This is a genomic window from Aquamicrobium aerolatum DSM 21857 (genome assembly GCF_900113935.1).
Classification (GTDB): Bacteria; Pseudomonadota; Alphaproteobacteria; order Rhizobiales; family Rhizobiaceae; genus Aerobium; species Aerobium aerolatum.
In genome coordinates, this window is the sequence record NZ_FORF01000019.1 from 46,686 (window position 1) to 54,107 (window position 7,422).

Below are 7,422 nucleotides of genomic sequence, written 5' to 3' on the forward strand. Positions count from 1 at the left end.
CCTCAGGAAAGCCAGCGCTTGCGGCGCTTGTAGTGCTTGATGTCGCGGTAGCTTTTTGCGCCCTCCGCGCCGCTCATGCCGAGATAGAATTCGCGCACATCCTCGTCCTTGATGAGACGCTCGGTGGGGCCATCGAGGACGATCTTGCCGGTCTCCATGATGTAGCCGTAATGCGACACGGCGAATGCGACGGCGGCATTTTGCTCGACCAGCAACATCGACACGCCCGTCTCTCGATTGATGCGTGCTATGATGGTGAAGATTTCTTCGACCAGAAGTGGCGACAAGCCAAGGGACGGCTCATCGAGCAGGATCAGTTTGGGCTGCGCGATCAGGGCGCGGCCGATCGCCAGCATCTGCTGCTCACCCCCCGACAAATAGCCGGCACGCGAATGTCGGCGCTCATACAAGCGTGGAAAATAGCCATAGACGAGATCGAAAGGGGTTGGCTTCACCCCACGACCTGACAAGGCGAAGGTCGCGGCAGTGAGGTTTTCCTCCACCGTCAGATCCTCGAAGATGCGGCGGCCTTCCATCACATGGAACATTCCGCGCCGCACCAGCCCGTGCGGCGTTTCGGCCAGCAACGGCTTGCCGTCGAAAGTGATGGAGCCGGACGTGACGGCCCCGTCTTCCAACGCCAGCAGATTGGAAATGGCTTTCAGCGTGGTCGATTTGCCCGCGCCGTTCGACCCGAGGAGCGTGGCGACCTTGCCACGCTCAACGGAAAGCGAAAGGCCACGGAGCACCTGGATCGTCTTGTTGTAGACGACCTCGATGTTCTCGATCGAAAGGATGGTGTCCGCAGCCAATTCGATTACTCCGCCACGCTGATCCAGTCGGAAACGGGCTGCATCTTCTTCTCGCCCGCGTCGTACTGATAGATGCGTCCTACAGGAACGGTGTTGCCGGGAACCGAGATCGGCACGCCGATGATGCCCCCCGTATCGAAATCCTTGATCGAGTTCATCGCCGCCTTCATGTTCGTGGACGTCAGTTCCTTGCCCTCGTCCAGCGTCCGCTTGACGGCCTCGCTCATCAGCATCGCGGTCAGGAATCCCTGCATGTAGCCGGTGGCCTGATAGGTCGGGCGCATCTGGCGGATGCGCTCCAGCATCGGAGCCTCTTCCTCGTCATAATAATAGCGGTAGGGCATGACGCCCATGAAGCCGTCGGCCACATCGCCAACGCTTTCCCAGATGCTGGAATCCATCGACCAGAACGTGCCCATGAACTTGGTGTCGAGGCCGAGTTGTTTGGCCTGTGTCATGAATTCCGGCAGCGGGGCCAGGATATAGCCGTGGAAGATCGCGTAGTCTGGCCGTGCACGGCGCAGCTTCAACACTTCCGTCGATACGTCGACTGCGCCCGGCGGCGTGATGATCTGATCGACGACTTCAAGGCCAAGTTCTTTCGCCCGCGCCGTCGAGGACGCGATCGGGTCGCGGCCAAATTCGGTGTCGGAGTTGACAAAGACGAGTTTGGCGCCCGGCTTTTCCTTGGCGATGTATTCGAGCAGGATCGAGTACATTTCCGTATAGTCCGGCCCGGCAATGAACTGCGGCGCGAAATTGACCGGGTCGTTGATTTCGGTGGCAAAGGATGCGCCGGCCATGATCATGTCGCCGCGGCGTACCAGTTCCGGATTGATCGTGCGCGAGAAGGCGGTCGAGTCGCCGTAATAAAGATGCATGTTCTCGTTTTGGCTGGTGAGCTTGTTGAACACCGCCACCGACTGGTCGACCTGATAGCCTGTATCCTCATAAGCCAGCCGCAACTTGCGGCCATGGATGCCGCCTTCCTCGTTGATGATCTTGATGTAGTCCTGGATGCCGGCCTCAATGGCAACGCCGGCGAAGCCGAAGACGCCGGTCAGCGGCAGCGAGCCGCCGATAACGATCTCACCGCTTTCCTGTGCAAAGGCGGGCACGGCAGTGACCAGCGCCGAAGACGCCGCCAATGCCATGAATGTTCTTTTTGTCATGCCCAACATGTCAAACTCCTCCACGAGTTGGTTCAGTTCCGGAATGGCCAGAGATGGAAGAAACGCCGGATCCTCTGGACGATCTCGGCAAGGCCCTGGGGCTCAAACACCAGGAACAGGATGATCAACGCACCGAAGACGACGGTGCGCACTGGCGACAGCAGCGTGCCGGCATTGTCTACGTAAGGCGAAATCGCTTCGACGCCGAAACGCAGAACCTCCGGCACCAGCGTCATGAATGTCGCTCCGATAATGGCACCGAGGATCGAGCCCATGCCGCCGACGATGACGGCGGCAAGATAGAAGATCGACTCGCCAATGGTGAAACTCTCCGGCCCGACAGAGCGGAAGAAATAGGCCCACAAACCGCCAGCGATACCGGCGTAAAACGACGAGATCGCAAAGCTGAGCAATTTGTATCTCAGCAAGGGGATGCCCAGCACCTCGGCGGAGATGTCGCGATCGCGAATGGCGATGAACGCGCGACCAACGCGCGTGCGAAACAAGTTCGCCGCGCCCAGAACCATGAGCGCAGCAATCGGTGTCAGCACCCAATAGAGCTGGAAATAGGTGGTCAGCTGCACCCCGAAGATGCTTGCGGGCGCGACATTCATGCCCCGCGAGCCGCCAGTGACCCCATCCCAGTTGAGAAAAATGAACTGCAGGATGATCGACGCGCCAATGGTGGCGATCGCAAGATAAAGCCCTTTCACGCGCAGGCTTGGCAGCCCCACCAGAATGCCGACCAGCGCAGCGGTGCCCCCGGCGGCAACAAGGTTGAGAATAAAAGGCGTCCCAATGTGGGTTTCCAGCCAGGCGACGGTGTAGGCGCCGACTGCCATGAACGCGCCCTGGCCGAGACTGACCAGCCCGGTATAGCCGGTCAGAATGTTGAGACCCGTCGCACTGGCGACATTGATCGCCACCAGACATGCCAGATAGAGCCAGTAATTGTTGAGCATGAAGGGAGCGGCGACCATCGCCACCACCAGCACGCCTATCCACGCCCATTGGACATTTGTCTGAAGCAGCGCTTCATCAGCCCGGTAGGTTTCATTGGCGGTTGCAATACGCATATCAGAGCCGCTCTATTTCTTTGGTGCCGAACAGACCGTATGGACGGATCATCAGCATCATAATGAGAAGACCGAAGGTGAAGACCAGCTTGTATTCACCGCCGAGATACGTGCCTGTCAGCGCTTCCAGCAGGCCGATGAACAGACCGGCGATGAGAGCGCCTGCAACCGAGTCGAGGCCGCCGACAATCACCACGACCAGTGCCGACAGGCCGAACGCCCCCATGGTTGGCGAGATGCCGCCAATCGAGCCGAGCAACACGCCGGCACCTGCCGCCGTGCCGCAACTGATGATCCATGCGAGCGAGAAAACCCCCGGCACATTGATGCCGCAGGAATAGGCGGCCGCCTGGTCTGTCGCAGTGGCGCGCAACGCCACACCACCACGCCAGAAGCGGAACAATGTCAGGAACAATGCGATCACGACCGCAGCGATGGCAAAGCTGATGGCAATTTTGCGCGAGACATAGGCTTCCCCGATGAAGACCGGGGCGGTGCCCATGAAGTCGGGCAATGTCCGTGGGTCGGTGCCCCAGACCAACTCGACGATGCCGACCAAGACTGAACCAAGGCCCACCGTGACCATGAACACCGAGATCGGGTCTTCACCCAGCATCGGGCGAATGACGCCGCGCTCAACCACCGCGCCAATCGCCATGCCACCTGCGACCGCCACCGGAATCGCGATCCAGGCCGACAGGCTCATGCCCGCCGCTACGGTGAAAAAGAAATAGCCCCCCATCATCAGGATTTCGCCGACGGCGAGGTTGATGACGCGGGTCGCCTTGTAAATCAAAACGAAAGCCAGAGCGGTCAGCGCGAGAAGCGCACCGGAACCGAGACCGGCAAGGCAGATCTCGAGGAAGAACACAAAATCGCTCATGCCATCCCCGCTTCGCCTGCCAGTCGCTTCATCAATGCCGCCGGATCGCCGCTGCCGAGATAGGCCGCCACAACCTGCGGGTCCTGCTGCACTTCATGCGGCAGCCCACTGGCGATCACCTGCCCAAAATTGAGCACGACGACATGGTCGGAAATGTCCATCACCATTCCCATGTCGTGTTCAACCATGAGGATCGTGGTGCCCCATTCCTCTTTCACGTCGAGGATGAAGCGCGCCATGTCTTCCGTTTCCTCGCGGTTCATGCCTGCTACCGGCTCGTCCAAAAGCAGGATGCGCGGCTTCATCGCCAGCGCCCGCGCCAGCTCGACACGCTTCTGCAATCCGTAGGACAAAGCCCCAACCGGCATATGGCGAATGTGGTTGATCTCGAGAAAGTCGATGATATCGCGCTCGACCTCGGCGCGTAGCTCGACCTCCTCGCGCGCGGCAGGCCCGAAATAGGTCAACGCCTGCAACAAGTTGGTCTTCATATGCGCATGGCGACCGAGCTTGATATTGTCGAGCACGGTCATGCCGCGAAACAGCGCAATGTTCTGGAACGTGCGGGCAAAGCCCATCTTGGCACGTTGTGGCGGGTGGAGGCGAGACACATCCTTCCCATCGCACCGGATCGCGCCCTGTTGTGGCTTGTAGAAGCCCGAGATGCAGTTGAACATCGACGTCTTGCCGGCGCCATTTGGCCCGATCAAAGCGGTGATCGAACCAGGCTCAACCGAAAACGACACATCACTTATGGCCTTCAGGCCGCCGAAGGACAGCGACAGGCCCTCTACGTCAAGCCGCGCTGGCTTCTCCATATTCGTCATCGCGCGGCTCCTCCCGTCGCAGGACAATAATACGACCCGACCATGTTCCTCCCGTGCCTTTTGGCCTTCTCCTGCCCATGCCTGCCTGCCCCTCCCGGCCACGGCGTGCTATGAGAACAATCGTGCAATCATCCCTGCATCCGGGCACGCGCGACTGGTTCGTCAATGCTGCGGCCGGTGCGCTCAAAACCTCTCTTCCAGTCATTCACGTGCCGCGCCATCCACAAGCGCGCACGGTCGCGGTCGCGATCCCGGATGGCGTCGATCAGTTCGCGATGGGCATCGACCATGCGGCGCGCGCCCTCCGGCACCATCCGGCAGATCATCTCCGATGTCGGGAAAAACAACAGTCCAGCGGGCTCGCGCGCCAGTTGCAGTACGCGATTATGCGATGCGCGCGCGATCAACTCGTGAAATCGCGTATCAAGGTTCGCCAGATTGACCGGATCGTCAATTGCCGTTTCGGAAGCCTGAAAATTCATTTCCAGGGCGTCGAGGTCGTCGTCATCGGCATGAGCAACCGCACCCTCGATTGCGCCAAGCTCAAGCACCATACTGGTTTCATAGAGCTCTCGGAATGTCACTTCGCTCATCATCAGCGCGCGACTCATCCGACTTGAAAGTTCGCCATAATGCGGTGTGCACACGAAGAGCTTACGTGCAGCCTCCCGACGCACCAGCCCGCTCTGCTCAAGCACACGGATCCCCTCACGCACTGTCGAGCGGTTCACACCGAACTGACGCACAAGCTGTGCCTCGGTGCCGATCTCGTCCCCAGGCTTTAGTCGCCCGGACGTGATCTCGCGTTCAATCGCCTCCGCTACCATTTCATAGGCAGACGCGACCTTGAGCGGTTCAAAACGACGCGGTGTTTCGGACATCTCCTCCCCGATCTTGCCCGTTTGTCGGACAAAGGTAGCAGCGTCCATCAACCTGTCAAGGTTCAACCAAATGGCGCGAGTGACCGAGCAGCGAGTATCTTGAAAAGCCAACCCGGGCCTCGGCCGCGCTCGTGTGCGGTTGAAATGACCCTTTACTAATCGTGATGCACGAGAGGAGCGGCCAATGTTTGTTGGAGGGATTGCCCCCTTCAAATTGCGGCTTACGGTTCTGAAGCCCACTTTGAGGTATTGCCGCGGCGGTGGCTTCGGTTCGACGATGGACATGGCGGCAGTAAATCCCGAGACTTGCGAGTTATGCCGACGTGGTACAGATCTTCAAACAAGTTTCGTAATGAACCGACCGGCGGCTACTGGATAGACTTCCAGCTCCTCGAGGAGCACGGCTTCAAGCTGATCTTTGTGAATGCGCGTTACACAAGCACTTGTGCCTTACCGGATGACAAATGTCAGCGATACTGGGGGCTGCGACAATCGCATTCTTGTGGGCTATCGCATGGCAGCTTTCACAATACTGGCGCGACCGGAAGGCGGACCCCACAGGCAATCGTCGCCGGGAGCGAGATCCGGAAGTGTTGGCGTGGTAATGTTGCGGAAGGTCGCCGCGACAATCGAATTATCGAGGCCGTTGCAAGATCTCATCGGGCGGCATGATCCACAACCAGATAAACGTTTCCTGCTAGAAGACATGGAATGTGTGGGCGTACTCAACTCGCTTAGGGCATTGAGAGAGTGATTTAGTCGAGGCATGGTAGTAGAATCGAAGATGCTACGGTCTTCGATTGAAATACGCTTGTAGAATTCTCGACCGTCTACGGATTGCTCTCGGTTCCCGCCTCAGTAAAAGGATCTGAAACTTGCTATCGCTGTATCACTGTTCGGACGACGTACGCGGTGGCGGCACAGGTTTTAGCGTTTCAAAACCTGCCGGGGAAAACAATGTCTTGATCCACCAGCACGTTGAATCGGTATCCTGGCCTTATTTTCAATGTCGGTTGAACATTGAGGTTTCGTGACAGGCTCTGCTGCGACATGTGGCTGAAACTTTCGGCAAATGAACGCCTAGCGACCTCCTCAGCGCTGTTGGATGTTCCGAACGCGTTACGATCCTGCGGGATCATCATGTCGGTGCCCGCACCGATTAGCGCTACGAGGATTGCGGATCCGAAAGTCCGGAAATGGTGGTTGTCGACCAGATCTCTAAAGCCGCCAAAGCCAGCCGCATCAGTTCCGGCCATACCACCTAGCTGGAGAGTGGAACCGTTCGGGAAGATAATATCGGTCCAGATGACCAGCACGCGGTTCTGTCCAAACGAGACTTTGGAATCGTAGCGGCCGGACAATTTTGCTCCCTGCGGGATGAGTAGATACCGGCCGGTGGCGCTGTCATAGACGTTCTGGCTTGTGATTTTTCATGGAATGAGGACCCTGTTTAAGGGGTGATTTTCGTCCAAACGGGACCCCTTAACGTGGGGTCATCAAAATGCCTCCGGTTTCATCGGAGGCATTTGTGTTTTGGATGTTGATTGTGGAGACGATTGCAAAGATACGCCGGCTTTCGCGGGTTCAGGGCAAGTCGATCAAGGCGATTTGCCGCGAGTTGAAGGTTTCACGGAAAGTGGTGCGCAAGGTGCTGCGCTCGGACGAGACCGAGTTCCGCTACGAGCGCAAGCATCAGCCCTATCCGCGGATGGGGGCATGGCGCGAAGAGCTTGACCGGATGCTGACGACGAACGTGGCCAAGCCCCGGCGG

General features: G+C 58.5%; 6 protein-coding genes and 2 pseudogenes. 1 reads left to right on the plus strand and 7 read right to left on the minus strand.

Annotation, left to right across the window (positions count from 1 at the left end):
* Positions 1-2: 2 nt before the first annotated feature.
* From BMZ42_RS14865 to BMZ42_RS14895, 7 genes and pseudogenes are all read right to left on the minus strand, one after another.
* Positions 3-812, minus strand: a complete 810-nt coding sequence (locus BMZ42_RS14865; protein ID WP_091523972.1) for an ABC transporter ATP-binding protein — start codon at positions 810-812, stop codon at positions 3-5.
* Between the two features lie 5 nt (positions 813-817).
* On the minus strand, positions 818-1,993 hold the full coding sequence (locus BMZ42_RS14870; protein WP_091523974.1) for an ABC transporter substrate-binding protein: 1,176 nt from the start codon (positions 1,991-1,993) through the stop codon (positions 818-820).
* Positions 1,994-2,016: 23 nt separating this feature from the next.
* Positions 2,017-3,060, minus strand: coding sequence for a branched-chain amino acid ABC transporter permease (locus tag BMZ42_RS14875; protein ID WP_091523976.1), 1,044 nt, complete (start codon positions 3,058-3,060; stop codon positions 2,017-2,019).
* A 1-nt stretch (position 3,061) separates the two neighbouring features.
* Positions 3,062-3,943 carry a branched-chain amino acid ABC transporter permease gene (locus BMZ42_RS14880; RefSeq protein ID WP_091523979.1) on the minus strand — a complete coding sequence of 294 codons (882 nt, stop codon included), beginning with the start codon at positions 3,941-3,943 and terminating at the stop codon, positions 3,062-3,064.
* Positions 3,940-4,770: an ABC transporter ATP-binding protein gene (locus tag BMZ42_RS14885; RefSeq protein ID WP_091523981.1), complete on the minus strand. Its 831-nt coding sequence runs from the start codon at positions 4,768-4,770 to the stop codon at positions 3,940-3,942. The genes BMZ42_RS14880 and BMZ42_RS14885 overlap by 4 nt, the downstream gene beginning before the upstream one ends.
* Before the next feature lie 128 nt (positions 4,771-4,898).
* A complete protein-coding gene (locus BMZ42_RS14890) occupies positions 4,899-5,651 on the minus strand; it encodes a FadR/GntR family transcriptional regulator (protein ID WP_091524002.1) in 753 nt (250 codons plus the stop codon).
* Positions 5,652-6,586: 935 nt separating this feature from the next.
* Positions 6,587-7,072, minus strand: a pseudogene (locus tag BMZ42_RS14895) (TrbI/VirB10 family protein); the annotation flags it as partial.
* Between the two features lie 116 nt (positions 7,073-7,188).
* Here BMZ42_RS14895 and BMZ42_RS14900 point away from each other — a divergent pair.
* Positions 7,189-7,422 (plus strand): annotated as a pseudogene (locus BMZ42_RS14900) (IS21 family transposase); the annotation flags it as partial.